Genomic DNA, 25797 nt, shown 5'->3' with positions numbered 1-25797 from the left:
GAGCGTTAAACCGTCGGCGGCGCTTTGCGCACGAAGTGCTGATGCATCTCCGAGGTCAGGTTTTCAATGCGTTCGGTGAGGGTCTTGGTCATCTCGGTGAGCCGAGTGTTTTGTTCGAGCAATTCCAACAATTGCGCGGTGTTTTTTGCGGCTTCGGCCTGACGTTCGCTGTTGGCCACGGCGATGGCCTCACGGTGTTGCGCATCGGCTTCCGACTGCGCTTTGTCGCGCGCCGCCTGACGGGTCTGGGCCAGCAGAATCAGTGGGGCGGCGTAGGCCGATTGCAAGCTGAACGCCAAGTTTAGAAGGATGAACGGATAGACGTCGAAATGGGTCACGCCAAAGATATTGAGACACACCCACAACACCACGATCAGCGTCTGTGCACCGAGAAAGGTCGGCGTGCCAAAGAACCGCGCGAAGGCTTCGGCGCGCAGGGCAAATTTGTCGTTGCCGAAGGTGGGTGCCAGGTGGGCGTGAGGGCGGTGAAAGCGCAGGTGGTCGACGGGAGCGGTGGACGTGGTTTCGGTGGTCGGGGTGGTCATGATGCTCTCTGCATGGCGCTGGGACTGAGGCTCACTATAGCCCCAGCGCCAGTTTCATTCTGAAACACATTGCACTGACTTATTCAGAGGTGACCGATGAGGGGTAAGTGGCGGAAATTGTCACTTTTCGCAGACCTGATAACAGGCCAGGAACATGTCCAGCGCCGACTCCACCACGGTGTTCTGCATCTCCGGTGACAGGCCCGGCAGCCCCATGGAAATCTGCGGCCAGAACGCAAAGGACTTGAGCATTCCCTGGATCTGTTGGGCGGCAAAGGCGGGATCGACCGGTTTCAATCGACCGTCCAGCTGTGCCGCGCGGATCCATATGGTCAGGTCCTCTTCACGCTCACCCATTCTGGCGACCATGTTCTGCGCGCGTTCAGGGGAGTGAATGGTGGCGGCGATGGCCACCCGCGCCAGGTCGAGAAAATTGTCATCGCCCAGCATCTGCAATTTTGCCTGCAACAGCAGGCGCATCTGCTCGCGCAAGGGCAGGTCAGAGCAGTAGGGCATTTCCTGTTCTGCCGTCAGCCGTGCCCATAATTGATTGAGAATTTCGGCAAACAACTCTTCCTTGCTCGGGAAGTGGTTGTACACCGTGCGCTTCGACACGCCGGCGGTGGCCGCAATCTTGTCCATGCTGGTGATGTCGAAACCGTTGGCACGGAACTCGGCAATCGCCGCCTGAATAATGGCTTCGCGTTTTCGGTCGGTGAGGCGCTGTGGAGCTGTCATAAGTACGCTTCGGCAGGAGGCAGAGGAGAATTACACTCGGTAGTTTACTTGTGAACGACTTTGATGCAACCTAGAAACTACACTGTGCAGTGTAATGTTTTGTTAATCCTGTGCAGCGAAAAATAGATCGTCCGGCTGATGCGTGCGTGCTTTGGCCATTTATCGTCCCACCGTGAAAAACCTCAATTTTGCGGTTTTTCTGGAGTCACTCAGTCATGGCCACTTCAACATCCTCTGCGGATAACGCCCCTTTGCCTGAAGCTTCCCGTCAGGCCGAAGGGCACTTTCGAAACCATGCCCCCGTGCAACGCGAAGGCGTGCGCAAAATGTTGCGCATCATGTGGAACATGATCTTCCACAAACCACGCAACACCCGCCCGACCGCCCCGGTGCCGGTACAAACACTGACCCAGGCGGCGTTAATCGCGGCACCCAACCACAGCGTCTATCGCCTCGGCCATTCCACCGTACTGCTGAAACTGCGGGACAAATTCTGGATCACCGACCCGGTCTTCGCCGAGCGTGCCTCCCCGGTGCAATGGGCCGGCCCCAAGCGTTTCCATCAGCCGCCGATCAGCCTGGAAGAATTACCACCGATTGAAGCGGTGATCTTGTCCCACGATCACTACGACCACCTCGATTATCACGCGGTGCTCAAACTGGCGGACAAGGCCAAGTATTTCCTCACCCCGCTGGGTGTTGGCGACACACTGATCAAGTGGGGCGTCAATGCCAGCAAAGTACGCCAACTCGATTGGTGGCAGGGCACTGATGTTGATGGCATCCAGTTCATCGCCACCCCGTCGCAACATTTTTCCGGCCGTGGTTTGTTCGACGGCAACAGCACGCTTTGGGCGTCCTGGGTGATGATCGACGGCGACACGCGGATCTTCTTCAGCGGCGACAGTGGCTACTTCGATGGCTTCAAACGCATCGGCGAACAGTACGGCCCGTTCGACCTGACGCTGATGGAAACCGGCGCCTACAACGTTGAGTGGCCGCACGTTCACATGCAACCGGAGCAAACCCTGCATGCGCACATCGACCTCAAGGGCCGCTGGTTACTGCCGATTCACAACGGCACCTTCGATTTGTCGATGCACGCCTGGTTCGAGCCCTTCGACCGCATTCTGGCGTTGGCCTGGGAACGCAGTGTGTCGATCACCACGCCGCAAATGGGTGAGGCGTTCAACGTGATGTACCCGCAACGAGGTAGCGCGTGGTGGCTCGGGATGGAAAGTGAAAGCGATCAGGTCGCAGCGCAGAACGCGTGATGAGTGAGTGCCGGGCCGAAGGAAGCGGCCCGAGCACTACATCCCGACTAGCTCCGCGTATCGAGCAGCAGACTCAGATATTCCGAGATCTTCGCCACGGTCAAATCGCGAAATTTTCCACGGAGCATTTCATTCAGCTCCTCCACAGACAGCCCGAGCTTTTGTGCCGCCTCAGCCCTGTTCAATCGACCGGTTTCGAGGAGTATCCCGATCTTCATCACGTACTCAGACTTGGCCCGCAGCTCACCTGCATCGGGATAACCGAGCGCCTCAAATGCGCAGTTGTCACTTCCATCGACTTCAATCATCCGCTGACACCTCACTCAACCATCGCATAATCCGCCCGCCCAACCGGGTTCGGCGTAGACCCTTTCACATTCATTCCTCGACCCGGCGCAAACCCCGGGAAAAACACCAACCCCTGCGCCTCAAAGCAATAAGCCAACGCCAACCGGGTAACGTCCAGCACATCGCGCTTTGCCTCAAACCGCTCGATGGCTTCTACCGAAACCCCGGACTCCCGAGCCAGTTCATCAACGCTCCAGCCCAGCATCGCTCGGGCCTGGGCGCAGTGGGCCGGGGTGAATTGGAAGAGGGCGATACGTTCCAGGGTGATTTTCATCGCATGAGAGGCCATGGTGTTCTCCGGGCTCGAGAGTGCTGATTCAAAATGTACTGTGTTTTTGTACAGTTGTTTTGCGCCCGGATCAAACTCATTTTTTGATTTGTTCTATTTCGAGGCTTGCATCCAGACGGACGGTGGCTGCCCCAGTACGCGACGAAACATGGTCGAGAACGCCGCTGGGCTGTCATAACCGAAATCCAGCGCGATGCGCGTTACCGCGGTCCCCGACGCCAACCGCGCCAGGGCCAGCACCACGCAGGCTCGCTGCCGCCATTGGCTGAAACTCAGGTCGGTCTGTTGCCGGAACAATCGATTAAACGTACGCAGGCTGAAGTGCAATTGATCGGCCCATTGCTGCGGCGACTGGTGTGCATTCGGCTGCCGGAGAAACGCCTGACACAATCCCAGCAACCGCGTATCCACGGGCAGCGGAATGTGCAACGGCAGGTGAGTGCTGCGCGCCAGTTCGTGCAGCAGCAAGTCGATCAGGGCACCGTCACGCCCGGCCTCGTCATACGCCTGCGGGATCTCCACCGCCTCCATCAACAAATGCCGCATCAACGTCGACACACTGATCACTTGGCAACGATCCCCCAGATCAACCGCCGCCGGTTCGATATACACACTGCGCGTACTTACCCCGAGCATCAGCACCTCATGCGCCATGCCCGGCGGAATCCACACCGCCCGCTGTGGCGGCACCACCCAATTGCCGTCATGCGTGCTGACCTGCATCACCCCGGTGGCGCCATACAACAACTGCGCCCGCCGATGTGTATGACGAGGCAACAAGTGGCCGTGGGAATAATCCGTCCCAATCGCCACCACCGGGCGAGGCGTGTCATCCAGCAGATCAATCGAAACATTGCGCATAAAGCGGCTTCCAGCAGTTGGCGTAAACGCGAACATTATTGGCTGGCTTGCTGAAGCAGGCCAAGGCGTATCGCTCTATCGTCGACCGCTCCCAACCAATGGACGACGCACAATGTTCTATCTTCTGCTGACACTCTTCGGCTGCATGACCGGCATCACGGCAGTGCTGTTCGGCTTCGGCGGCGGCTTCGTCGTCGTGCCATTGCTCTACCGCATGCTCACTGCCAGCCATGGCGTCGATGACCCCATTGGCCAATCGGCGATGCACATTGCCGTGGCGACTTCGACCTGCGTGATGATCGTCAACGCGCTGATCGCCACCGGCAAACACCGGCGTGCCGGGAACCTCATTCGCCATTACCTGTGGCCGTTGGGCGGGTTTATCGGGGTGGGCGCTATCGTCGGTGCCATGGCGGCGATGCGGGTGAGTGGTGAGGTGATTCGCTATGCGTTTATCGCGTATTTGGGCGTGACCATTGTGGATTGCCTGTTTAGACGCGGATTTCTTACGCGTACCGATATCGCAATCCCACGGCGATTGGGGAGGGCGGAAGTGTCTGGCGGTGGTGTAGGAATCGGCGTAATCGCGACGTTTCTCGGCGTGGGTGGCAGCGTCATGACCGTGCCGTTGTTGCGACGCTGTGGATTGAGCATGAGTCAGGCGACGTCCATGGCTAATCCGTTGAGCTTGCCGGTCGCGGTAGCAGGGACGATGACTTACATGGCCGTGGCTGGTTTCAGTGAGTTTGACCCGGGGGCGTGGTTTATCGGCTATGTGGATCTGTTGGCGTTTGTGGTTTTGTCGATGGGATCGTTGCTGGGGATTCGTTTGGCCACACCCTGGATCGGGCAGATTCCGGATCGATTACACGCTTGGATCTATATTGGATTGTTGGTTATCGTGATACTGAGCCTATCGGTACCGTAAGTTGTCGCACGGCATTGCTCAAAATCTAGTACAGGAGGAGGGGGCCATGTCGATATCCGAAAGTGACTGGAAGAAATACAAAGAACTCTACGAACTGGCGCTGGATCGCTTCTGCCAAGGCGTTCTTGTTGATGCCCAGACTATCGCGCAAAACGATGCTCTATCAGCTCATGCGCGATATCTTACGCTCTACCGCCTCATGCGAAATCGGGACAAGGACCTAGCGATGGCATTCGACGGACTTCGACGCTCAGAAGCATCGTTATCTTTAAGGTTGATGATTGCGTATGACTTGCTCAGTGAAGAGGAATTGTCGGGGCTGAGTGAGGAGTTCCGTGAAAGAGTTTCTGACGCCGTTCGCCAGCCTTATGAAATTGAATGGGTTAAGGACTGAAAGCATTTTTCTAGCATCTAAACAGAGAATCAGGATGTTGATCTTCAACTGCACCGAAGCGGCCAGCAACTTCTTCAGCCGCGTGCAAAAGGGTAAGAAAATCACTCCGGTGGAAAAACCACCATCACCGGTTATCGAGGACGATGAGGCAGTCGAGTTCGCCGAGCAGTGGCTGATCCACGCCATCACCGTCCAACGCAAGCACGTGTTATTTGTCATCCATGTGCAAACCCGTTATTGCATGATTTTCGCGGACGCGAAAAAAGCGGATATCGAAGGTTTCGTTCAACGTTTTACCGAACGCTGGATAAACGGCTTGATCCGCCACGCGGGGCAGCACGACATCCTTCGCTGGATCGATGACGAGCCGATGATGGAGCGTTTCCAGGAGAGTTGCCGTGAGTACGTGTTTTACAAACGCGGTCATCGCGGAGCGCAAAAACACATCAATGAAATCGCCTGGGTATTTGAGGACTGCGCCGCCGAATGGGGTACTTTGCCCTCGGACGAATTCTCGGCTACGCGCTTCGATGGCGATATGAACGACACCCCGAGGGGTAGCAAAGGGCACAAGGACTATTACTACCCCGATGAGGAAATGATCGCTCACTGGTTGCGCCGTTACGGCGGCCTGGATGAGCCCGCAGTAGTGGCAGCCCGTGAACGGCGCATGGAAGTGAAACGGGAGATATGGGCGCTCGAAAGGCAGCTTGATGCCGAAGCGCAATGAGCCGGCGCATTAGCACCGTTGCCTGGTCTACTACCCCTGCAACCCCGGCGCTTCCCGAATAATGAAGTGATCCAGGTTCTCAATATTCGCACTGAACACCCCGAACGTCTGCTCGGGGTTTTTCTTGCTCGGCACCTGCTTCAACTCCGGCGTCACGCCATAAAAGAAGCAATACAAATCCTTCCCGCTCTCGATGGCGTGCTTGATCTCTTCCAGAAACGCTTTGCGCTTGCGGTAGTTGTCGATCAACTTCTTGCTCAAGTAAACATTGACCGAATAAGGCTTCTTCTTCGCCTCATCCGCCTGCTTGAACCAGACCTTCTGTTCGAAATCGATGCGAAAGCTCTGGGTGTAATCCTTGATCTCCTTGATCTTGCCCCAGTAAACCAGCCCCTTGTTGTCCGTCAGGTATTCGATCTTCTTGAAGAACGACCCGTAAGGCGCCGTGTGCTCGCCAATCTTCAGCGGCATGCGCTTGAGCAGCTCCTTGTCCTCGAAGTTCGACACAAAACACTCCACCGGATGGGCGAAGACACTGGTCTTGTCCGGTGCCGTTTCGCGGATCGGGGGCTCTGTGTGACTGTCTGCCGAAACGGTTTTCGGGATATCTCGAACCTCATCCACCGCCTCCGCCGGGCTCGACGGCTGACGCACATACTGACGCCGAGTCAGCAACAACTCTGACGGGAAGTGCTCCTCGCGGCTGTCATCGGTTTCCGTCGCGTCCACATCAGACGCGGAAGCCTTGAGACTGACATAAGGACAATCCGCCACATGCCGGGTGCTGGGCGTGTTCTTGAAGTGCGGGGTGCGGACGTAATTCACGTTTTTGGCGTTGAATGTCGTCAGCACGTTGGCCGCGTCGAACGCCGCCCTGCAAATGTCATTGGGGCATTGAAAGTGTTCTTTGGCGGAATCGAACTCTATGGTTTCGTCGAAATTCAGATCGCGCACGTCGTAGATCGACAGTTTGTCGTCGAGGCTTAGGCAGTAGGCGAGGTCGAATTTCATGGTGGGCTCGGGTCCTTGAGTGGGGACGGGTATTAATAGCGGGAGGCGGGTCGGGCTGCACTGATTGTTTTCAACACACCGAAAAATCTACGGCAACACACCGTCCTCTGTAGGAGCGAAGCTTGCTCGCGAAAAATCCAAGGGCGCCGCTGGGCATCTGGATCTACGCATTATCGTCCACAACTTTCAACGGTACATCGTGAAGCAGGCTCGCCACGGCTATCGAAATTCTCAGGCTTCAGCTAGCGTGGCTAAATCTATGGAGGTGCCATATGACTGTACGGCTACAAGTAAACATGCACGAAGCACAATCCCAACTCTCTCAACTCGCTGAGCGTGCCTGGCGTGGCGATACGGTTGTTATCGTCAAGGACGGCAAACCTTATCTAAATCTACTGCCTCATGTCGAAATGTCTCAGGCACGTAAACCTGGACGATTGAAGGGAAAAATTCGAATGTCTGCGGATTTTACAAAGACTCCCGAAGACATCATTGATGGATTTGACGACAGCTAGTGGCGGTCCGATGATCCAGCACCGGGGGCATATCCTGCCGCAGATTTCCTTGTGGGCGAGACCGCTCGCGATTCGTAACATTACCTCATTCCCCAAACCGACCACTAGCTGTGGCGGGGCCGCTTGCCCCCGTTGGTCTTCGTAGCAGTCCGGGATCCCGCAAACACGAGCTGACGAGTCGCGTTTCGCACTAAGTGAAGAAACGAGTAAACAAAACCCGATCAGGAGACTGGTCGGGTTCTTTGTGTTGAATTTTTCAGGCCATCTATCACTTCGATTGCCACTTGTCTCGATAGACGAACGCTACTTGGTAGTCATAGGAGAGCAACTGAATGGCATGGTGGAAATGGGGTTGAAGAGTGCTTACCCAGTCGGGGGATACGTTGAAACCGCCATTGTTCACATTGTTTTCAATCGGTATGCCCAAGGCTTCGATGACAGAGCCATCATCGCCAAAGTCTTTCGACAATTCCTCCCCTTCGCCCATCTCGGTTCGTTTGTCATACCATTCAAGTCTGATTTTCAGTCCCATAACGTCTTCACAAATATTTTTTCATTGCTGGGAGCACGCCCCTATAAAGTATTCCAATCCCTCAGGGAAACTGACGCTTATAAGGTCTGAGAGCGCCATTACCTGACTTGCATTTAAAAGTAACTCTCCTGGTTCCACTTCGCGAAGTGGCTTGGATTCAATGAGGTGGGCAATTTTCTCATTGAGTTCATTTCCTTCGATATTCAGCTCAAACTGCAGGGAGTCGTTCTGCTTCTCATCGGGGTAAAAGCCGGTGATGGAAAGATAGCGCATGTTTTTTCTCTTTAGGGTCACTTTGGGTCTTCCTGCCTGGCTTAGCGCCCTTTGTTCTCCCGTTAAATGATTGAATTCGCCCAGATGGTCAACGTCGATGGCGGTTCGGGCACAGCGCTACGGCACTTCTCGTCCTGTCGTAATATTTCTCCGCCAGATGTTTAGCATGATGGACCTCGAGGAAGGGCCTGCCATTTTTCTTAGACGGTGCCGGTCGGAACTCATATCGCACACGTTATAGATCGACAACTTGTCGTCGATGCTGAGCTTGTAGGCGGGGCTGAATTTCATGGCGGGTTCGGGCCCTTAGTGCGAGCAGAATGTGGGGCGAATTGCACTGCCTGTTTTCAAAACACCGCAAACCCATCACACGTCAATTTTGACTGGTGGTTAAAAAAAGAATGAGATCGGATGGAAACGAAACCGAGCAGGCCTGTTCAATGGCTGTAATTTGATCCTTCGTCAATTGGTAGTCATACACGTAGTCCTCTTGATCCTTCCAGCCCATCAATACCGCGAGATCCTCGCTTTTGATCGGAAGCACGTTCTCATAAGAAGCAAAGTCGTCTCCCTCATTGATACCCATCACCGTGTGCTTCATGGCTCTACCGTCCTCGTTGGGTCTGCAGGTTTTGTCTGATCGCCTGATGCGTGATCAAACTCGCCCAAGTGTTTTCCGCGTTTGTTGTATTTCTCCACTGCGCCGTGCTGGAAGTCCCATTCGAAAATCGTGCCTTTTTTATCCTTCCAACGAGGACGTAGGCCCCCGCCCTTCATGCGGGTTTTGCCTGGGGCCCATTTTGCATCCGGGAAGGCCGGCAAGATATGTGGCTTCGGGTAGTAATGATGAGAAATACTGACAACAACATAGACCGGCCTTACCCCCGAATCCGCCGGGAACACGAGGATGAAATCCTTGTACTCGGGCGGGTAGACCGGGTTCACGATTATGCTATCAGCCGCTTTCGTCGGCGGGTAAACCCAGATATGCGGCGCTTGCGGTGCAGCCTCCAGCGCCGGAATGCCCAAGATGTCGGAACCATCCACGGCCGGTGTCCAGATCAGTTCAATGCCGTCACCCAGGTCAGCCACCTGCTGGCTGCCACGCAATGTGAACTGCACGACATCAACCATTTCCCAATCGCGATTTTTGCCGGTGTAGAAACCGTATCCCTTGAGGCTGCCGTCAGTCTGTTGCTCGACCCGCAGGCGAACGCGGGTACGGGCCTGTTTGAGTGCGCGGAGTTGGTCTTCACTGTAAAGCGAGCTGTCGCCCAGACTCGATTGTGTGACCAGCGCAACAAGGCCAACCAGCGTTGCTGTTACGGCGCTCGCCGCGACCACGGGAGCAGCGGCGAATGCCGAGCCGGCCAAAGCGAGGGAGCCCAGACCGACGGGAATCGCTGTCCCACTGATCTTCTTCAGTGGCACAGCGCCTGATTCATCCGCTTCGCGAGCACCCAGCAGAATCAGTTCGCCGTAGTCTTTCAGGCTGTCGGTCGGCACCATCCCTGAGGGATTCGAGTAATCGATGATGGCGTCCGGCAGCTTGCAGGACTTGGCGAAGACACATCCGGCTTGAGTGGGCCTTTGCTTTTGCGCTATGACCTGACGGCTGCGTTCGAAGGCGTCTTGCCTGGCCAGCATGGCCTCGTAGGCTTTTTGTCTGGCATCCCGCTCGGCCAATTCGGTGGCAGTCATGTACCGGTAGGTGACGTGATGCCCATCACCGGAGGGTGGATTCTGAATCCGCGGAATGTCCTTGTTGTCAGCCACTGATCATCCTTTCGTTCGTCTATCGGTAGCCCCGGAAAAGGGGCTGCGCGACGTTAACGAACGTGGCTAATCGTGGCTGTAGGACGAGTCCTGGATGACTCTAAGCGTTTTCTCTTTTTATCAGGACGGCAGCGCAATCCTTACGACTCGCCGCCTTCGTGCACATGTGCCGATGAAGTTTTCCAGGTCCAATCACTCAAACTTCAACCGCCCCACCTTCTGAAACAGTGAAGCAGTGAACTCATCCCGGTCGCTCGAATGGTGACAACGTCGATGACAGTTCGGGCACAGAGCCACAGCATTGCTAGGACGATCCGATCCAAACTGCGCCAAATGCTTAACGTGATGAACCTCCAGAAACGGTCTGCCGTCCTTTTCAAACGGAGCCGGTTTTCCGCAACCCTCGCAGATACCCTTGGCTTCTTTCCGCCCCCAGGCTCTAACCTCAGGATCGCGTACAAAAGAGTTGCCCGAACTTGGCATTTGTTGCGGTTTTAAAATCCCTTTCGGCTCCTCCTTGAGCGGTCGCTTCTCAAGTTTGGCAGCACGTTGTTCTAGCGTTGCCTCATCAGCGGTCGGGGCAAAATCTTCCAGCGTTAAAGTGCTAGGCGCGCTCAGCGCTTTACGAATGCAGCGCGCAACATTCGCGCCGACATTCTTGGCGGGTTTGTATCCCTCAATACGATCTCGTTCGAGTTCGACCAGCACGGTAGAAATGTTCTGCATCCGAAACTCAACCGAACCTTTGGTGCGGCCAGCTAAGGCTCCTTCGCGCAGGACACGATTCTCATGAGCTTTATTGACCGTCTGACCGCTCTGCTCGCGTGACAGCATGCTTAGATAGGCATCGACCGCCGCCTGAATCTCCGCATCACTCCAGTCGCTTTTGCTCTTTCCAGTGTTCATACAATCGCCGAGGGTTGAAAACCCTCGGACGATACTGAGTGGCCATTACGACTGTCTACGAAAATTCCTACAAAAAATAGCGACGAGTCTCGCAATCGATCCTACAAGCGAGTCAGCTAACCCATCGAGTGATTCGAAGACTGAAACACCTGCGCGACTCTTCGCCACCAAGGCTTAACCACTGTTGCCCGTCGCTGCGGTTGATCGTGCAGCAGGTAAGGCATGTCCCGCAGCCGAATCCAACCTTCATCCTGCCAATGCAGCAGACTCAACGACATCTCCGGCCAATCCAACAAACTCAACATCGGCCGATCCGAACTTTCCGACTGCATAGCGTCGCGTAAGGCCGGCACCACTTGATGGGTCAACCACTCGCGCAACAAACGGTTCCCCGGTACGTAGTGATACACCAACAACGCATACACACCGGATTCACTCAGCATCAGCTGTTTTTCAGGCTGCCGGAAGTACTCAATCCACAGAATGCGACGCTGATCCTTATCTAGTTTGTTGACCATGCGATCACTCAGATGAACACCCATCAAGCGGCCGATATCGCGGGCGCAGAACCAAGGTTGGTTTTCAATCAGGAGGGCATGTAGAGAGAGGTTGTGACGTGTGAATACAGTGGGGTTGTGTGGGTCAGACATGGTAGGCCTCCAGAGCTGGAAGCTTGCAGATGGTGCGACGGCTGAAGCCGATTACCTTCGTACAGAAGGAGACATTCTTAGGCATATCCTTTACCTCTGTGTGATGTCAGCTTTCTTAGGGCTGGGTGCCGGGAGTTAAGAAACCCCACACAGAGGGCCGGACATATTCCCCTTTCGGGTCTTGTATTAGCCCACTCCCGGCATAACAGAGATTTTTTGATGCCCACGGAGATACCGTAGGCACAAAAAAGCCGCTTCTGTCGGGTGCGGTCGGTCCGCTGTGTGAGGTGTTTCTTAGGCACCTAATCGAGAGGGTAGGGTTTGGGAGGCGGATGGTCAAGGCAGACCTCCAATGATTATTGTGTTTCTAAATAGAGCTTGATGTGAGGCTCTCTGCTAGCATGAGTTCTGAATTCGAGTGTTAGCAGTAAACGGTAGGTTGTGAATAAGTCATGAGAAATTATCGAGAACTGAGTAGGATTTTTTCCACCAATAGTGTGGAGAGTCTTGCAGTTGGAAATGTTGAGCATGTCCTCGATGTTTCGCGCTCTTATGTCGATTTTTTGCCTGAGTGTTTTACGCCTGCCGATGTTTATGAGGTGTGTTATAAGGATCTGAGTAAGAACTATAGGTTTGAGTACTTTTTTAAGAATGTTGTAGCAAATAAAATTGTTCTTGGTCGACATAAGTTTTCAACCGCCACTCTGCTTTCTGAGTTTAGGGTTGCTAATAATAAAGCTGACTGCGTTGTGTTGAATGGTATTAGCACGTGTTATGAAATAAAAACTGATCTTGATAATTTCTCTAGATTGAATGATCAGCTGGAGGCGTATGAAAAGATTTTTGATAAAACATTTGTGGTCGTTGCTGAGAGTCACAGGGAATATGCGCTAAGTAATATTTCTGACAGTGTTGGTCTGATAGTTCTTACTAGCAGGAATACGTTGTCAGAAGTACGAAGTGCGAGGCTTGTAGAAGGTAAGATAAATCCACAGGTTTTGGTTAGATCACTACGCCGGCCAGAATATTTTTCAATTGCTTGTCAGATTGAAGATGCTCCTCGGGGGCTTTCGAATACGGAAGTATTCAGCTGGTGTGAGTCTGTTTTCATGAGGGCGGATGCCAGCTTGTTGAGATCGATTTTTTGTAAGACTTTAAAGGAGGCTCGGCGTACTGATCCGGATTTCTCGCTTGCGTTACCCAGAACTTTGTTAATGGCTAGTCTTAGTGTGAAGCTTTCGAGCGCTAAAAAAAATAACCTCATGAGGGTGCTTCACTCTCCAATTTAAAGGGATGTTTGATGTATTTTCCAATATTAAAGGGCAAGCAGAATGAGTTGATTGCGTTGCGTGAGCTTTCAGAGATAATCGATTCTCAATATATTAAGCCAGTCATCGAACCTGTAAGGGAGAATATTTCTCCATTAAAAAGGACGATAAAAAAATTGGCGGAAAATGGAATAGTACCACTTGTGGTAATAAATCCATCGTTGGGGGATTATGTCGGAGGAGAAGATTCTATAAGTCTTCACTTAGAGAGTGAAGAGGGGGAGTATTTACCATGTGTAAAGATAAAAAATCCTCAGGATATTGCCGCGATTAGGCTTTTTCAATCTTTCGAAGGTCGAGCGGCTGTCTATATCGAAAGTAGTGTCGATAGAGCATTGGTAGATGTGATTAATGCTTCGATGTATACACTGGTGAATCCAGCTAGAGTCAGCACTGCCGCGTTTTCACAACTTCGGAATAAAGTGGTGTATGGAGACTTCTTCAAGAAGGAAGTTAAGAATTCTGATTATGCTGAGGATTCTCTTTTTTCAGGGCTGCACACTGAGTATCGGGGCCTTGAAAACGTTGTAGGGTTTGGTGACTTTACTATTCTTAGTGAGGATTACTCTGAGTCAGGAGGGCCAGCATATGTTGTGGCGGTGCATTTGTCATATATCAATCGAGAAGAGTATGACGCGATGCATGTTCGGCACTTCTCCTCCTATGATGATCGTACCCCTACAAACCCCGGTGGAAAGTTTATGGATGCACTGAACAAGCTCGTTCAGTATGTTTCCGTCAACCCAGGAAAATTTAATCGCACAAGTGGACTAGATGAGTTTTTATCTCTTCATAGTTCAAGGCACTTCCCCGGCCTAGGGAGTGTAAAAAAAATATCGATAAAACATCATATTGAAACTACATGTGACTATATTCAGGGGCACTGAAAATGGCGAAGTGCTGTATTCATTGCTTTACTGATTCTGTTTTGATTGAGATGGCCTCAAGAGGGGAGGTAGGAAATTGTTCGTTTTGTGGCGCGATTAGAGTGCCGACGATAAGCTCAGATACGTTATTTTCTTCTGTTGAGCTAATTCTGTATGGTTTGGAGGTTTCTGCTGCTGGGGAGGATTTGGTCACGTTGCTGTATAAGCAGTTTGGTTTGCTTAATCCGGCGGTGGTGAGGGATGCCGAAAGGCTGGCTCGCGAAATTTTTGGCAATGATATTGCAGATTTAAAGTACGTGTTTAAGTTTGATGTTTCTTTGTATTCGAGTCAGTGGTTGAGCTTTAAAGAGGAACTGAAGCACAAAAATAGGTTTTTTCCTCGCAGTGCATTGATTTCTCAGGTTCTGAACCCGTCATCAAATAATTCAAGTTTTGAAGTTTTTTTGGCGCTTTTGGAGCAGTTAAAAGCACCTTTCGATAGTGGCAGTGTGTTGTACAGAGCGAGAATATCTGAAAGCCCATTAACAGCTGCAAAAATGGGTACGCCGCCTCCAATGGTGGCTTCTGGAGGGCGTGCCAATCCGATTGGGATACCTTATTTGTATCTCGCTGAAAACGTGGATACGTGTGTTGCGGAAGTTAGGCCTAATAATGCTAGCTCTATTTATGTTTCTCAGTTTGTAGCGGTTAGTAATTTGAATTTGCTGAGTCTTACGGATCCTAGATGTGATTCTTCGGTTTTGAAGTTCGAAGAGCAGCAAATGCAGGACGTTCTTTGCTTTCTCGATTTGCTAGAACGTTTTTCACTGGAACTGTCTAAGCCGATTTTGCCTGATAAATCTCATATAGAATATATACCGACCCAGTATATGTGTGAGTTTGTAAAGTCGGTGGCTAATTATGATGGAATTGTTTTTAACAGTTCTTTTGGGCAGGGGAGGAATTACGTTATATTTGATAGTGCTACGTTTTTGGCTAGGGAGCCATACCGTGGGCAGGTAGTTAGTACGCGGCATGAATTTTTAGCTGACCCAGTTTGATTGCAGGCTCTAATCTGCGTTCTTCTGTTTTTGCGAAATTGAAGTATATAAGTGACGCCTATAAAAAAAACCCCGAAAAAATCGGGGCTTTTTGCGTAGGAGAACCTTAGTTACGATCGAATCAATCCCAGCTCAACGCCCCACCAGTCTGATACTCAATAACCCGCGTCTCAAAGAAATTCTTCTCTTTCTTCAAGTCCATAATCTCGCTCATCCAAGGGAACGGGTTAGTCGTCCCCGGATACTCTTCCTTCAACCCAATCTGCGACAGACGACGGTTAGCGATGAACTTCAGATAGTCCTCCATCATCGCCGCATTCATGCCGAGCACGCCGCGAGGCATGGTATCGCGAGCGTATTCAATCTCCAGCTGAGTCCCCTGCAGAATCATCTGCGAAGCCTCTTCCTTCATCTCAGCATCCCACAAGTGTGGGTTTTCGATTTTGATCTGGTTGATCACGTCGATGCCGAAGTTCAGGTGCATGGATTCGTCGCGCAGGATGTACTGGAACTGCTCGGCGACGCCGGTCATTTTGTTGCGGCGGCCCATGGAGAGGATTTGGGTGAAGCCGCAGTAGAAGAAGATGCCTTCCAGAACGCAGTAGTAGGCGATCAGGTTGCGCAGCAGCTCTTTGTCGGTTTCGACGGTGCCGGTTTCGAACTTTGGATCGGAGATCGAACGGGTGTATTTGAGGCCCCAAGTGGCTTTTTTTGCGACCGATGGGATCTCGTGGTACATGTTGAAGATCTCGCCTTCATCCATGGCCAGCGATTCGATGCAGTACTGGTAGGCGTGGGTGTGGATCGCCTCTTCGAAGGCCTGGCGCAGGATGTACTGGCGGCATTCCGGGTTGGTGATCAGGCGGTACACGGCCAGGACCAGGTTGTTGGCAACCAGGGAGTCGGCGGTGGAGAAGAAGCCGAGGTTGCGCATGACGATGCGGCGCTCGTCGTCGGTCAGGCCTTCCGGGTCTTTCCAGAGGGCGATGTCGGCGGTCATGTTGACTTCTTGCGGCATCCAGTGGTTTGCGCAACCGTCCAGGTACTTCTGCCAGGCCCAGTCGTACTTGAACGGCACGAGTTGGTTGAGGTCGGCGCGGCAGTTGATCATGCGCTTTTCGTCGACAGCGACGCGGGCGGAGGCGCCTTCGAGTTCGGCGAGGCCTTCGGCGACGTCGAGGGTGTCCAGGGCAGCTTTGGCACGGGCGATTGCGGCAGAGTCGTTCGCGGTAACGGCGCGAGCTTCTTGAGCGGCGACACCACCAGCGGTGTCGAGTCGGTCCATGTTGGCTTCGGTCGCGTGGCCGGCGTTAGCGCCTTTTACCACGGCTTCGCCGCTGTCTTCTTTGTCGAATTCGTCCCAGCTCAGCATGACGTGTCGTCTCCTGCGTGAGGGCCAGATGCCCGTGTGATGGTTGTTCACACGGTCGCTCTGACCGCGTTGGATCTTAAGGAATCGTTTTTTGCAGCCGAGGCAGGCAATAAAACAGAATTTTGTACGGGGTTCCGAGAGCCACTGATGGGCGCAACCAGCGTTAAACGCTACTGCGGGGCTTCAGACTGGCGTTCCATCCCTGTAAGGGAATATTGCAGGCCCGTTAAGGCGGCATTATAGGGAAATTTTCACCGGCGTGGTGCGGCGAATCGGCTCATGGAATGGCCGGAAGGGCGGGTTTTTCGGGCAAACCGAGGGAATACAGGGCTTTGGCCGGTGCAGATTTTTTTTCGTAAATTTTGACGCTGGATTATTTCTGCTCAAAAAATAGGCAAAAAGGCTGTTTTTCACTACATGTTGTGTTTCGTAGCGGTTTTCGCCGTCTGCAAACACAACTGAGCCCGGCCGGAGCCGGGCTGGAATCGACCTTCAGCGATCAGCTGAAATGGCCCGATTCGGTGCAGTCGAGATCAGCCGTTAGAGCAGCCGTTACCCATCACGCTGTAGTTCAGAATATGGCGTTGGCCCTTGGAGTCTTCGTATTCCATTTTCATCGGTACAACTTCACACACGTTCGGTACTTCGCTCATGGAAACAACTTTGGCGATGTCCAGGTGAGTGGCGTAAGTGTATTGCTCAACGGCCGGTTGTTGCTGTGCGACATCAGTCGGGGCCTCGTCTGCCATGGTGGTTGCGCACAGGCTGCTGAGGGCCAGAACTAATAAAGCTTTCATTTCGGATTTACCTTTTAGAGGTCGAATGGGGTCACGCAACCTTTGTGGGGTTGCGTGTGGAGCTGGTACCGGAGTGTTTGATTAACTGCCTTCGTGGGGGCTGCAACTCGGTTAATCAGGTTGCCTTGTTGGCGGGGTAGATTTTAGGTGTGGAGTTTTCATTCATATAGGCGTGGTTTTGATAAACACCTTTGACGGAATTCGTAACAATCCCCGAGAGAGCGGCAATTATTAAAGGCGACGGACAACCTGTAGCAGCTGGCGAAGCCTGCGTCCGGCTGCGCAGCAGTCGTAAACCCTGCTTAGTTCGGTCTGCCTGATATACCGCATTTGCTGATTTTACGACTGCTGCGCAGCCGGACGCAGGCTTCGCCAGCTGCTACAGGTCGCGTTATGGCTGGGTAATGAAATCGCCTGGAATAGGCTTGGAAGTTGGGTTTGCGGGCTTTTCAGGGCATTTTGTAGGGGCTTGTTACTACCATCGTCGAATGGTTCTATAGGGCCGGCCCGGCTAAAACGGTGTCATACAAAAACAACTATTCCACCGAGGTAAGAAAGATGAGTGCGGCTTCTCTGTATCCCGTTCGTCCTGAGGTCCTGGCTAACACGCTGACTGACGAGGCGACCTACAAGGCCATGTACCAGCAGTCGGTCGTCAACCCGGACGGCTTCTGGCGCGAGCAAGCCAAGCGCCTCGACTGGATCAAGCCTTTCACCACGGTGAAACAGACGTCTTTCGACGATCACCATGTCGACATCAAATGGTTCGCCGACGGCACGCTGAACGTTTCCTACAACTGCCTCGACCGTCATCTGGCCGAGCGCGGCGATCAAATCGCGATCATTTGGGAAGGGGATGATCCTTCCGAAAGCCGCCACATCACCTACCGCGAACTGCACGAGCAAGTCTGCAAGTTCGCCAACGCCTTGCGCGGCCAGGATGTGCACCGCGGCGACGTGGTGACTATCTATATGCCGATGATCCCCGAGGCCGTGGTCGCCATGCTGGCGTGCACCCGGATCGGCGCGATTCACTCGGTGGTGTTCGGCGGTTTCTCGCCGGAAGCCCTGGCCGGTCGCATCATCGACTGCAAATCCAAAGTGGTGATCACCGCGGACGAAGGTATTCGTGCCGGCAAGAAGATCCCGCTGAAGGCCAACGTTGACGACGCGCTGACCAACCCGGAAACCAGCAGCATTCAGAAAGTCATCGTGTGCCAACGCACCGGTGGCGAGATCAAGTGGAACCAGCATCGCGACATCTGGTACGAAGACCTGATGAAAGTGGCCGGCACTGTCTGCGCGCCGAAAGAGATGGGCGCCGAAGAAGCGCTGTTCATCCTTTACACCTCCGGTTCGACCGGCAAGCCGAAGGGCGTGCAGCACACCACCGGCGGTTACCTGCTGTATGCGGCCATGACCCACGAGCGCGTGTTCGACTACCGTCCTGGCGAAATTTACTGGTGCACCGCCGACGTTGGCTGGGTCACCGGTCACACCTATATCGTCTACGGCCCGTTGGCCAATGGCGCGACCACGCTGCTGTTCGAAGGCGTGCCGAACTACCCGGACATCACTCGGGTGGCGAAGATCGTCGACAAGCACAAGGTCAACATCCTCTACACCGCGCCGACCGCGATCCGCGCGATGATGGCATCGGGCACCGCTGCCGTTGAAGGCGCGGATGGCAGCAGCCTGCGTCTGTTGGGTTCGGTCGGTGAGCCGATCAACCCGGAAGCGTGGGATTGGTACTACAAGAACGTCGGCCAATCCCGTTGCCCGATTGTCGATACCTGGTGGCAGACCGAAACCGGCGCAACCTTGATGAGCCCGTTGCCGGGTGCCCACGGTCTCAAGCCGGGTTCGGCGGCGCGTCCGTTCTTCGGCGTGGTGCCGGCCTTGGTCGACAACCTGGGTAACATCATCGAAGGCGTTGCCGAGGGCAACCTGGTGATTCTCGATTCGTGGCCAGGTCAGGCGCGCACGCTGTACGGTGACCATGACCGCTTCGTCGATACCTATTTCAAGACGTTCCGCGGCATGTATTTCACCGGTGACGGTGCGCGTCGTGATGCGGATGGCTACTACTGGATCACCGGTCGCGTGGATGACGTGCTCAACGTCTCCGGTCACCGCATGGGCACCGCCGAAATTGAAAGCGCGATGGTCGCTCACCCGAAAGTCGCCGAAGCGGCGGTGGTCGGTGTGCCGCACGACATCAAGGGGCAGGGCATTTATGTCTACGTCACCCTGAACGGCGGCGAAGAGCCGAGCGAGCAACTGCGCCTGGAGCTGAAAAACTGGGTGCGTAAGGAGATCGGTCCGATTGCTTCGCCGGATGTGATCCAGTGGGCGCCGGGACTGCCGAAAACCCGTTCGGGCAAGATCATGCGCCGGATTCTGCGCAAGATTGCGACGGCTGAATACGATGGGTTGGGGGATATCTCCACCTTGGCCGATCCGGGTGTGGTGCAGCATTTGATTGATACGCACAAGACCATGAATGTTGCTTAAGTAGCGGTTCTTGAGTCATCGAAACCCTGCCAGGTGTTGAGCCTGGTGGGGTTTTTTTGTGCTCTGGGTTTTTGTGTTGGCAGTTCCGGACCCTTCGCGGGCAAGCCCGCTCCTACAGGGGATTTGTGGTGTATGCAGGACCCTATAAAAATGTAGGAGCGGGCTTGCCCGCGAAGGCGGCCTGTCAGGCACCTCATAAACAACGGCCAATAAATATCGACTCTGTTTGTAGTCCGCTTCCCACTGTTACCCATCACCCTTCAAGTAACTGAATGTGTAACCGCCCGCGCCGATCCGGGGCATTGGGAAACGCCAAACCCCATTCCCGGACCTCACCAGCCCCCCTGATAAATAAGACATAACGCCAAGCTTGCCGGATTAGAAGGGTTTGCCAATAATAGGCCCGCAATTTGCAACATTGATCGGTTCACTGTCTTTTGCTCCTGCATGAATTTGCAGGGCTGTCAACGCGCTCAAGCGGCTTTCTTGGTGCTTCTGTAATTAGTTGTCGCATTGAAGAAATATCGGCTTCGGGCCTGTCGTTAGAATGCCGATCACTCGCTCGTTGTGGCTCGCGTTGAAAAAAGCGCGCGATTCCTACAGCGCAGCATCGCTTTGTGGTTCTACTCACTCGCATATTGGGCTGTCGCTCACTCTGCCGTTTTTGCCCTTTACCGATGGAGTCCCAAGATGAAGAAACTCGTGCTGCTTGGCGCCCTGGCACTGTCCGTGCTGTCCTTGCCAACCTTCGCCGATGAAAAGCCTCTGAAAATTGGCATCGAAGCGGCTTACCCTCCGTTCGCTTCGAAAGCGCCGGACGGCAGCATCGTGGGTTTCGACTACGAGATCGGCAATGCCCTGTGCGAGCAGATGCAGGTCAAGTGCGTGTGGGTCGAGCAAGAGTTCGACGGTCTGATCCCAGCACTCAAAGTGCGCAAGATCGACGCGATTCTGTCGTCGATGTCGATCACTGAAGACCGCAAGAAGTCGGTCGACTTCACCAACAAGTACTACAACACCCCGGCGCGCCTGGTCATGAAGGCTGGCACTCAAGTCAGCGAAGGCCTGACTGAATTGAAGGGCAAGAACATCGGCGTGCAACGTGGTTCGATCCACGAGCGTTTCGCCCGCGAAGTCCTGGCCCCGCTGGGTGCCGAGGTCAAGCCTTACGGTTCGCAGAACGAAATTTACCTCGATGTGGCCGCTGGCCGCCTCGATGGCACCGTGGCAGACGCTACGCTGTTGAATGACGGCTTCTTGAAAACCGACGCAGGCAAAGGTTTCGCGTTCGTGGGCCCGGCCTTCACCGACATCAAATACTTCGGTGACGGCGTAGGTATTGCTGTTCGCAAAGGTGACAAGGCTGATCTGGACAAGCTCAACGCCGCCATCGCCGCCATTCGTGAGAACGGCAAGTACAAGCAAATCCAGGACAAGTACTTCGACTTCGACATTTACGGCAAGTAAATACGTCGCAACGAAAAGTCCGAAATGGCGCAAGCAACAGGATCTCTGAGGTTTGCGCCATTTTTTCATCCCAACTTTCGAGGACCTGAATCATGTTGAAAGGCTACGGGGCTGTCATCCTCGATGGCGCATGGCTGACGCTTCAGCTCGCCTTGTCGTCCATGGTCCTGGCCATCGTTCTGGGGCTGATCGGCGTGGCGCTGCGTCTGTCGCCGATTCGCTGGCTGGCCTGGCTGGGCGATCTGTATTCCACGGTGATCCGCGGTATTCCCGATCTGGTGCTGATCCTGCTGATTTTCTACGGTGGCCAGGACCTGCTCAACCGCGTCGCACCGCTGCTCGGTTTTGACGACTACATCGACCTGAACCCGTTGGCCGCCGGTATCGGCACCTTGGGTTTCATCTTCGGTGCGTACCTGTCGGAAACTTTCCGCGGCGCCTTTATGGCGATTCCGAAAGGGCAGGCAGAAGCCGGCATGGCGTACGGCATGAGCAGCTTTCAGGTGTTCTTCCGGGTATTGGTGCCTCAGATGATTCGCTTGGCGATTCCGGGCTTTACCAATAACTGGCTGGTGTTGACCAAAGCTACTGCGCTGATTTCGGTGGTGGGGCTGCAAGACATGATGTTCAAGGCCAAGCAGGCGGCAGATGCTACCCGCGAGCCTTTCACCTTCTTCCTCGCGGTGGCGGCAATGTACCTGGTGATCACCAGTGTCTCGTTGCTGGCATTGCGTCACCTTGAGAAGCGCTACTCGGTAGGCGTAAGGGCGGCTGATCTATGATCTTCGACTACAACGTCATTTGGGAGGCCTTGCCGCTGTACCTCGGCGGCTTGGTGACTACCCTCAAATTGCTCGCGCTGTCGCTGTTTTTCGGCCTGCTGTGCGCGTTGCCACTGGGCCTGATGCGTGTCTCGAAGAACGCCGCCGTCAACATGAGCGCCTGGCTCTACACCTACGTGATCCGCGGCACGCCGATGCTGGTGCAGCTGTTCTTGATCTACTACGGGTTGGCGCAATTCGAAGCGGTACGTGAAAGCTTCCTCTGGCCATGGCTGTCCAGCGCAACGTTCTGTGCGTGCCTGGCCTTTGCGATCAACACCAGCGCCTACACCGCCGAGATCATCGCCGGCAGCCTGCGGGCCACGCCGAACGGCGAGATCGAAGCCGCCAAGGCGATGGGCATGTCGCGCTACAAATTGTACAAGCGCATCCTGCTGCCGTCGGCCCTGCGCCGGGCGCTGCCGCAGTACAGCAACGAAGTGATCATGATGCTGCAGACCACCAGTCTGGCGTCCATCGTGACCCTGATCGATATCACCGGTGCCGCGCGCACGGTCAACGCCCAGTTCTACCTGCCGTTCGAGGCTTACATCACCGCCGGCGTGTTCTACCTGTGCCTGACCTTCATTCTGGTGAAGCTGTTCAAAATGGCCGAGCGTCGCTGGCTGGGCTATCTGGCCCCGCGGAAGCACTGATATGGAACGCATCGATCATGCATTGCCGTGGAGCCACCTGGGCAGCGAACGCCAGATTTCGGTGTTCTGTTTCGGCAATAAGGAGCGTAGTGGCGGGCGCAAGGCCTACATTCAGGCCAGCCTGCACGCCGATGAACTGCCGGGGATGCGCACGGCCTGGGAGCTGAAAAAGCGCCTGGCCGAACTCGAATCCCAAGGCTTGCTCAATGGGGTGATCGAACTGGTGCCGGTGGCCAACCCGATGGGCCTCGGTCAACTGGTTCAAGGCAATCATCAAGGGCGTTTCGAGGCGGGCAGCGGCAAGAATTTCAATCGCGATTTCGTCGAGCTGAGCGCGCCGGTTGCGGCTGCGTTGGCAGAAAGCCTGGGTGACGATCAGCACGCCAATATTCGCCTGATCCGTCAGGCAATGGCCGATCATCTGGCCGTATTGCCAGAGGCGAGTAGCCAGTTGCAAGGCATGCAGCGCATCTTGCTTAGCCACGCTTGCACCGCCGATGTTGTGCTGGATTTGCACTGCGATGCTGAAGCGGCGCTGCACATGTACGCCTTGCCGCAACACTGGCCGCAGTGGCGTTCATTGGCGGCGCACTTGAATGTGCGGGTCGGCCTGCTGGCGGAAGATTCCGGCGGCAGTTCTTTTGACGAAGCCTGCTCGCTGCCATGGCTGCGTCTGTCGCGCCTGTTCCCTGATGCACAGATTCCGCTGGCCTGTCTGGCGACTACCATTGAATTAGGTGGTCAGGCCGATACCGGTCGTCTTGAGTCTGAGGCTCACGCCGAAGGCATTCTGGCGTTCCTCGCCGAGCAAGGCTTGATCAGCGGCGAATGGCCCAAACCCGCGCAAGAAGCGTGCGAAGGCCTGCCGTTCGACGGCACCGAATTGCTGTTTGCTCCGCACCCGGGTGTGGTGAGTTTTCTGCGTAAACCCGGTGAGTGGATCGAAGCCGGTGACGAGATTTTTGAAGTGATCGATCCGTTGTCGGATCGGGTCAGCACGGTGTGTGCTGGTACGTCCGGGGTGCTGTTTGCCATTGAACGGCTGCGTTATGCCCAACCCGGTTTCTGGCTGGCCAAGGTGGCGGGGCGCGAAGCGCTGCGTCACGGGCGCTTGCTCAACGACTGACTGACTGTTTTTGTGAGAACCGACCGCATGTACAAACTTGAAGTCCAAGACCTGCATAAACGCTATGGCAGTCACGAAGTGCTCAAGGGCGTGTCCCTGAAAGCGGCGGCTGGCGATGTGATCAGCATCATCGGCTCCAGTGGCTCCGGCAAAAGTACCTTCCTGCGTTGCATCAACCTGCTGGAGCAGCCGCACGCGGGCAAGATTCTGCTCAACAACGAAGAGCTGAAACTGGTCGCCAACAAGGACGGCGCGCTGAAGGCGGCCGACCCGAAACAGCTGCAACGCATGCGTTCGCGCCTGTCGATGGTGTTCCAGCATTTCAACCTGTGGTCGCACATGACCGCGCTGGAAAACATCATGGAAGCACCGGTTCACGTACTGGGAATGTCCAAGGCCGAAGCCCGGGAAAAAGCCGAGCACTACCTGAATAAAGTAGGCGTGGGCCACCGTAAAGACGCCTACCCGGGCCACATGTCCGGCGGCGAGCAGCAGCGTGTGGCCATTGCCCGTGCGCTGGCGATGGAACCCGAGGTAATGCTGTTTGACGAACCGACGTCGGCACTCGACCCGGAACTGGTCGGCGACGTGCTGAAAGTCATGCAGGCCCTGGCCCAGGAAGGCCGGACCATGGTGGTGGTGACGCACGAAATGGGCTTTGCTCGTGAAGTGTCGAACCAGTTGGTATTCCTGCACAAAGGTGTCGTCGAAGAAAGTGGCAACCCACGTGAAGTGCTGGTTAATCCTCAGTCAGAGCGTTTGCAACAATTCCTCTCGGGCAGCCTGAAGTAATCAAGGCTGCCGTTGTGCACCGCGATAGTGCATGCTTCGCAGTCTGAAAGCCGGCCCCGATTTACTGTGGGAGCTGGCTTGCCTGCGATAGCGGTGTGTCTGTACCAGAGATGTATTCTGATCCACCGCCATCGCAGGCAAGCCAGCTCCCACATTTGATCTCTGCTGGTTTTGAGATTTGTGTTCATTTCCGGGCTAGCATTGGCCCATGCCTTCATCACCGTTCTTCGTTTCGGATTGCCCGCCATGACTGCCCATCGAATTGGTTTCCTGATTTGGCCCAGCACTAAAGCACTGACGCTTGCGCTGGCTGAGGAGGCCTTGCGTGTTGCCCAGCGTGTGCACCCGGACGTGGTCTACGAACTGTCGTTTTTGCAGGCCGAACCGCCGACCGAAGGCGCCTGGCAATTGCCGGGTGAGCCGTGGGCCGGCAAGCTCGAAAACTTCCAGAAGCTGTTTCTACTCGCCGATGAACCGCCGACCACACTCGCGCCAGCGCTCAGCAGTGCGTTGAAACAACTGGTGCGGGCCGGTTGCGTGATTGGCGGTTTGTCGGCTGGTGTTTACCCGTTGGCGCAGTTGGGTTTGCTCGACGGCTATCGCGCTGCCGTGCACTGGCGCTGGCAGGACGATTTCGCCGAACGCTTCCCGAAAGTCATCGCCACCAGCCACCTGTTCGATTGGGATCGCGATCGCCTGACCGCGTGTGGCGGCCTGTCGGTACTCGACTTGCTGTTGGCAGTATTGGCCCGTGATCACGGCGCCGAACTCGCTGGCGCCGTGTCCGAAGAACTTGTGGTCGAGCGCATCCGCGAAGGCGGCGAGCGTCAACGCATTCCGCTGCAAAATCGCCTCGGTTCCAGCCATCCGAAGCTCACCCAGGCGGTGTTGCTGATGGAAGCCAACATCGAAGAGCCGCTGACCACCGACGAAATCGCCCAGCATGTGTGCGTGTCCCGTCGGCAGTTGGAGCGGATCTTCAAGCAATACCTCAATCGTGTACCGAGCCAGTATTACCTTGAGCTGCGTTTGAACAAGGCGCGGCAGATGTTGATGCAAACCAGCAAGTCGATCATCCAGATCGGCCTGTCGTGTGGCTTCTCTTCGGGGCCGCATTTCTCCAGCGCCTATCGCAATTTCTTCGGTGCCACGCCGCGGGAAGATCGCAACCAGCGGCGCAGCAGCAGCCCGTTCGAGTTGTCGTCGATGCCGTCCGAGCGCGGCTGA

At 54.8% G+C, this 25797-nt stretch carries 29 protein-coding genes; 15 read left to right on the top strand and 14 right to left on the bottom strand.

The genetic code is table 11. The features are described 5' to 3' along the window. Positions 1-5 precede the first annotated feature (5 nt). Both ACWGZX_RS07270 and ACWGZX_RS07265 read right to left on the bottom strand, forming a co-directional pair. Complete coding sequence (locus ACWGZX_RS07270; RefSeq protein ID WP_452627838.1) at positions 6-545, bottom strand: DUF1003 domain-containing protein; 540 nt, start codon at positions 543-545, stop codon at positions 6-8. Positions 546-665: 120 nt separating this feature from the next. Further along, positions 666-1283, bottom strand: coding sequence for a TetR/AcrR family transcriptional regulator (locus tag ACWGZX_RS07265; protein ID WP_452627837.1), 618 nt, complete (start codon positions 1281-1283; stop codon positions 666-668). 215 nt (positions 1284-1498) lie between these two features. On the opposite strand from ACWGZX_RS07265, the gene ACWGZX_RS07260 reads away from it, so the two are divergent. Further along, positions 1499-2557: an MBL fold metallo-hydrolase gene (locus tag ACWGZX_RS07260; RefSeq protein WP_452627836.1), complete on the top strand. Its 1059-nt coding sequence runs from the start codon at positions 1499-1501 to the stop codon at positions 2555-2557. Between the two features lie 47 nt (positions 2558-2604). Here the strand turns inward: ACWGZX_RS07260 and ACWGZX_RS07255 are convergent, their stop codons facing one another. The 3 genes from ACWGZX_RS07255 to ACWGZX_RS07245 all read right to left on the bottom strand — a co-directional run bounded on the left by ACWGZX_RS07255 (position 2605) and on the right by ACWGZX_RS07245 (position 4055). Further along, a complete protein-coding gene (locus ACWGZX_RS07255) occupies positions 2605-2865 on the bottom strand; it encodes an XRE family transcriptional regulator (protein ID WP_452627835.1) in 261 nt (86 codons plus the stop codon). 11 nt (positions 2866-2876) lie between these two features. After that, a complete protein-coding gene (locus ACWGZX_RS07250) occupies positions 2877-3194 on the bottom strand; it encodes a helix-turn-helix domain-containing protein (protein ID WP_007946091.1) in 318 nt (105 codons plus the stop codon). A 93-nt stretch (positions 3195-3287) separates the two neighbouring features. Then, positions 3288-4055: an AraC family transcriptional regulator gene (locus tag ACWGZX_RS07245; RefSeq protein ID WP_452627834.1), complete on the bottom strand. Its 768-nt coding sequence runs from the start codon at positions 4053-4055 to the stop codon at positions 3288-3290. Between the two features lie 112 nt (positions 4056-4167). On the opposite strand from ACWGZX_RS07245, the gene ACWGZX_RS07240 reads away from it, so the two are divergent. From ACWGZX_RS07240 to ACWGZX_RS07230, 3 genes are read left to right on the top strand one after another with little or no spacing between them, the layout of a single operon-like run. Beyond that, positions 4168-4983 (top strand): sulfite exporter TauE/SafE family protein, encoded by an 816-nt coding sequence (locus ACWGZX_RS07240; RefSeq protein WP_452627833.1) that lies wholly within the window; start codon positions 4168-4170, stop codon positions 4981-4983. 46 nt (positions 4984-5029) lie between these two features. Next, the gene (locus tag ACWGZX_RS07235; protein ID WP_452627832.1) at positions 5030-5377 is read left to right on the top strand and encodes a hypothetical protein; all 348 of its coding nucleotides are present in this window, start codon (positions 5030-5032) and stop codon (positions 5375-5377) included. Positions 5378-5411: 34 nt separating this feature from the next. Beyond that, positions 5412-6107 (top strand): DUF6933 domain-containing protein, encoded by a 696-nt coding sequence (locus ACWGZX_RS07230; protein ID WP_452628976.1) that lies wholly within the window; start codon positions 5412-5414, stop codon positions 6105-6107. A gap of 30 nt (positions 6108-6137) precedes the next feature. On the opposite strand, the gene ACWGZX_RS07225 is transcribed toward ACWGZX_RS07230, so the two are convergent. Continuing rightward, positions 6138-7118, bottom strand: a complete 981-nt coding sequence (locus ACWGZX_RS07225) for a hypothetical protein (protein WP_452627831.1) — start codon at positions 7116-7118, stop codon at positions 6138-6140. Positions 7119-7390: 272 nt separating this feature from the next. On the opposite strand from ACWGZX_RS07225, the gene ACWGZX_RS07220 reads away from it, so the two are divergent. Next, positions 7391-7633 (top strand): type II toxin-antitoxin system Phd/YefM family antitoxin, encoded by a 243-nt coding sequence (locus ACWGZX_RS07220; RefSeq protein WP_452627830.1) that lies wholly within the window; start codon positions 7391-7393, stop codon positions 7631-7633. Between the two features lie 268 nt (positions 7634-7901). On the opposite strand, the gene ACWGZX_RS07215 is transcribed toward ACWGZX_RS07220, so the two are convergent. From ACWGZX_RS07215 to ACWGZX_RS07190, 6 genes are all read right to left on the bottom strand, one after another. After that, positions 7902-8165 (bottom strand): colicin E3-like toxin immunity protein, encoded by a 264-nt coding sequence (locus ACWGZX_RS07215; RefSeq protein ID WP_134417880.1) that lies wholly within the window; start codon positions 8163-8165, stop codon positions 7902-7904. Positions 8166-8186: 21 nt separating this feature from the next. Further along, positions 8187-8438: a pyocin S6 family toxin immunity protein gene (locus ACWGZX_RS07210; RefSeq protein WP_452627829.1), complete on the bottom strand. Its 252-nt coding sequence runs from the start codon at positions 8436-8438 to the stop codon at positions 8187-8189. A 373-nt stretch (positions 8439-8811) separates the two neighbouring features. Continuing rightward, positions 8812-9039 carry a DUF7683 domain-containing protein gene (locus ACWGZX_RS07205; protein WP_452627828.1) on the bottom strand — a complete coding sequence of 76 codons (228 nt, stop codon included), beginning with the start codon at positions 9037-9039 and terminating at the stop codon, positions 8812-8814. Continuing rightward, positions 9036-10214, bottom strand: a complete 1179-nt coding sequence (locus ACWGZX_RS07200; RefSeq protein ID WP_452627827.1) for a colicin E3/pyocin S6 family cytotoxin — start codon at positions 10212-10214, stop codon at positions 9036-9038. Before ACWGZX_RS07200 ends, ACWGZX_RS07205 begins: the two co-directional genes overlap by 4 nt. 192 nt (positions 10215-10406) lie before the next feature. Then, a complete protein-coding gene (locus ACWGZX_RS07195; protein WP_452627826.1) occupies positions 10407-11120 on the bottom strand; it encodes an HNH endonuclease in 714 nt (237 codons plus the stop codon). A gap of 116 nt (positions 11121-11236) precedes the next feature. Further along, entirely contained in the window at positions 11237-11770 is a 534-nt protein-coding gene (locus tag ACWGZX_RS07190; RefSeq protein WP_452627825.1) for a BRO-N domain-containing protein, read from the bottom strand. Between the two features lie 452 nt (positions 11771-12222). On the opposite strand from ACWGZX_RS07190, the gene ACWGZX_RS07185 reads away from it, so the two are divergent. From ACWGZX_RS07185 to ACWGZX_RS07175, 3 genes are read left to right on the top strand one after another with little or no spacing between them, the layout of a single operon-like run. Continuing rightward, positions 12223-13059: a sce7726 family protein gene (locus tag ACWGZX_RS07185; protein WP_452627824.1), complete on the top strand. Its 837-nt coding sequence runs from the start codon at positions 12223-12225 to the stop codon at positions 13057-13059. A gap of 11 nt (positions 13060-13070) precedes the next feature. Continuing rightward, positions 13071-13985: a sce7725 family protein gene (locus ACWGZX_RS07180; RefSeq protein WP_452627823.1), complete on the top strand. Its 915-nt coding sequence runs from the start codon at positions 13071-13073 to the stop codon at positions 13983-13985. Between the two features lie 2 nt (positions 13986-13987). Beyond that, entirely contained in the window at positions 13988-15025 is a 1038-nt protein-coding gene (locus tag ACWGZX_RS07175) for an RES family NAD+ phosphorylase (protein ID WP_452627822.1), read from the top strand. A gap of 121 nt (positions 15026-15146) precedes the next feature. On the opposite strand, the gene ACWGZX_RS07170 is transcribed toward ACWGZX_RS07175, so the two are convergent. Together ACWGZX_RS07170 and ACWGZX_RS07165 are read right to left on the bottom strand one after the other, a co-directional pair. Next, positions 15147-16397 (bottom strand): ribonucleotide-diphosphate reductase subunit beta, encoded by a 1251-nt coding sequence (locus tag ACWGZX_RS07170; RefSeq protein ID WP_007943877.1) that lies wholly within the window; start codon positions 16395-16397, stop codon positions 15147-15149. 533 nt (positions 16398-16930) lie between these two features. Further along, entirely contained in the window at positions 16931-17194 is a 264-nt protein-coding gene (locus ACWGZX_RS07165; protein ID WP_452627821.1) for a DUF2790 domain-containing protein, read from the bottom strand. 558 nt (positions 17195-17752) lie between these two features. Between ACWGZX_RS07165 and acs the strand changes: the two genes are divergently transcribed. From acs to argR, 7 genes are all read left to right on the top strand, one after another. After that, positions 17753-19708 carry an acetate--CoA ligase gene (acs, locus tag ACWGZX_RS07160; RefSeq protein WP_452627820.1) on the top strand — a complete coding sequence of 652 codons (1956 nt, stop codon included), beginning with the start codon at positions 17753-17755 and terminating at the stop codon, positions 19706-19708. Between the two features lie 690 nt (positions 19709-20398). Continuing rightward, positions 20399-21175, top strand: coding sequence for an ABC transporter substrate-binding protein (locus ACWGZX_RS07155; RefSeq protein ID WP_452627819.1), 777 nt, complete (start codon positions 20399-20401; stop codon positions 21173-21175). A gap of 92 nt (positions 21176-21267) precedes the next feature. Further along, complete coding sequence (locus ACWGZX_RS07150) at positions 21268-21957, top strand: ABC transporter permease (RefSeq protein ID WP_007943881.1); 690 nt, start codon at positions 21268-21270, stop codon at positions 21955-21957. Next, positions 21954-22652 carry an ABC transporter permease gene (locus ACWGZX_RS07145; protein WP_223516136.1) on the top strand — a complete coding sequence of 233 codons (699 nt, stop codon included), beginning with the start codon at positions 21954-21956 and terminating at the stop codon, positions 22650-22652. Before ACWGZX_RS07150 ends, ACWGZX_RS07145 begins: the two co-directional genes overlap by 4 nt. A gap of 1 nt (position 22653) precedes the next feature. Next, positions 22654-23778, top strand: a complete 1125-nt coding sequence (locus ACWGZX_RS07140) for a M14 family metallopeptidase (RefSeq protein WP_452627818.1) — start codon at positions 22654-22656, stop codon at positions 23776-23778. Positions 23779-23805: 27 nt separating this feature from the next. Beyond that, on the top strand, positions 23806-24570 hold the full coding sequence (locus tag ACWGZX_RS07135; RefSeq protein ID WP_007943885.1) for an ABC transporter ATP-binding protein: 765 nt from the start codon (positions 23806-23808) through the stop codon (positions 24568-24570). Between the two features lie 246 nt (positions 24571-24816). Further along, positions 24817-25797, top strand: coding sequence for a transcriptional regulator ArgR (gene argR / locus ACWGZX_RS07130; RefSeq protein ID WP_452627817.1), 981 nt, complete (start codon positions 24817-24819; stop codon positions 25795-25797).

The sequence above is a fragment of the Pseudomonas sp. CLCA07 genome (genome assembly GCF_053615335.1).
The sequence above is the reverse complement of the archived record's forward strand: the minus strand, read 5'-3'. Positions and strand labels throughout refer to the sequence as shown.